Source organism: Bradyrhizobium sp. PRIMUS42 (assembly GCF_023006515.1).
Classification (GTDB): Bacteria; Pseudomonadota; Alphaproteobacteria; order Rhizobiales; family Xanthobacteraceae; genus Bradyrhizobium.
On the sequence record NZ_JALBGZ010000944.1, the window covers coordinates 1 to 2030 of the forward strand.

The following is a 2030-nucleotide window of genomic DNA, read 5'->3' on the forward strand; positions in this document are numbered from 1 at the left end:
GATCGGCGTCAGGCCGCGCGCGCGGATCTCCTCCGCGCCCGCGGCGGAATCGACCGCGGTGAAGGCGATACGCTCGATGCCTTCGCCGTGCTTGTCCAGGAACGCCCGCGCCGGCGCGTTGTGCTCGGTCGCAGTGAGCACGCCGAGCAGCTCCATATAGTCGGGGTCGAACATGATAGTGTAGTTGCCGGTGCCCATATGCGCACTATGCGTGCCGCGCGGGGAGACGGTGAAACCGAGTTGCCGGTAGTTCTCGGCGGCCTTGTCGAGGTCCTGCACCATGACCACGGCGTGGTCGATCCCGATGACGTTGTTGAGGGCCACTGTTCTTTCCCCGCGAATGCAAATTGACTTCAGGCCGCGCCGGCGACCGCAAGATCTTGTCTACGCCGGATGAGCGGTCAAGTCATTTTCTAATCGACAGGCGATATGGAATTTCATTCCGCGAAATGCGGCATCGGCGCGTAGTGTCAGCGCGCCTGCTCGATATAGGCGGCAAGGATCGCGCGCTCCTCGCTGGTCATCTCGGTGATGTTGCCCGGCGGCATCGCGCTCGACCAGGCCGCGACACGGCCGATCAGGCGGATGTTGCGATGGATGTGCTCGGGCGCATCGAGCAAAATGCCCTTCGGCGCGGTCACAATGCCGGCCCAGACCGGCTCGGCCGCATGGCACATGCTGCAACGGGACATCACGATCTCCTCGACATTGGCGAGCGTCGGCTGAGACGACAGCGCGCTTGTCTTCACCCCGTGCGGGCCGGCCGCGGAAAGGAGGAGGATCGCGATCACGCCAATTGCCGCGACGCCCCACACCCACCACGGCGATTTGCGTCCCGCGTGGCGCTCGTTGAAGAAGTGGCGGATCACGGGTCCGAGCGCCAGGATGATCGCGACGATGATCCAGTTGAAGCGCGTGGCGTAGAGCAGGGGATAGTGGTTGCTGATCATCAACACGACGACCGGCAGGGTCAGATAGTTGTTGTGGACCGAACGCTCCTTGCTGGCCTTGCCCAGCTTTGGATCGGGTGCTTGCCCCGCGATCAGGCTGGCCACGATCTTCTTCTGGTTCGGGATGATCAGGGCAAAGACATTGGCCACCATGATGGTGCCGATGATCGCGCCGATCTGGTTGAAGGCGCCGCGGCCGCTCAGCACATGGGTGAACGCATAGGTCAGCGCGACCAGGAACAGATAGCCGCCGATGGCAAAGGGCAGCTCGCGCCGCGCAAGCCCGGTGCGGCAGGCGGCCTCGTAGAGCAGCCACGCCAGCGCGAGGCTGCACAAGCTGAACAGGCCGGCTTGCAATGGCGTGAGGTCGAGGATCGATTTGTCGACCAGGAACAGATCGGCCTCGAGATAATACACCACCACCATCAACGCGAATCCGGACAGCCAGGTGGTGTAGGCCTCCCATTTGAACCAGGTCAGCTCGTCCGGCATTTGATTGGGGGCCACCAGATATTTCATGATTCGGTAGAAGCCGCCGCCATGGACCTGCCAGGCTTCGCCCTGCACGCCGTCGGGCAGCTCAGCCTTCGGCTTGAGGCTGAGATCGAGGGCAATGAAATAAAAGGAACTGCCGATCCAGGCGATCGCGGCGACCACGTGCAGCCAGCGGAGCAGCAGGCTCGCCCATTCCGATATGATGGATCCCCACATGATCATCCCGTCAATTGCGACAGCGATGCCGCAGCTTTGATGACCGCAACCCCCGCCCTAACAATGTGTCGCACCTATCCGCGGTGTTTTCCAGTACGATGGGCTGCACCTGATGCACATGGTGCGGGCATTAGCTGACGAGGGATGCGGCAGGGACCTGCCGCGGTGGTATCGATGTTCGAGGCTGCAGTCCGGGAGGACAACGTGAAGAGCAGGATTCTGTCCGTAGCGATATCCGCGGGACTGCTGGTTGCGACCGGCGCGCAGGCCGAGCCGGTGCTGCAGGGCAAGGACGCTTATGGCGATTGGCGGGCCGACAAGCCCGGCACGGTCAGGCTGATCCGGCCGCAGGATCTGGTCAGGCCCGGT

Annotated in this window: 2 protein-coding genes and 1 pseudogene; 1 reads left to right on the top strand and 2 read right to left on the bottom strand. The window is 63.1% G+C overall.

Going from position 1 to position 2030, the window contains the following annotated elements; translation table 11 throughout:
• The coding region (locus MOV75_RS36020) for a VOC family protein (RefSeq protein WP_247007744.1) at positions 1-324 on the bottom strand (324 nt) is incomplete at its 3' end.
• 146 nt (positions 325-470) lie between these two features.
• Positions 471-1661: a urate hydroxylase PuuD gene (locus tag MOV75_RS36025; protein ID WP_247007745.1), complete on the bottom strand. Its 1191-nt coding sequence runs from the start codon at positions 1659-1661 to the stop codon at positions 471-473.
• 204 nt (positions 1662-1865) lie between these two features.
• Between MOV75_RS36025 and MOV75_RS36030 the strand changes: the two are divergent.
• A pseudogene (locus tag MOV75_RS36030) lies at positions 1866-2030 on the top strand (sorbosone dehydrogenase family protein); the annotation flags it as partial.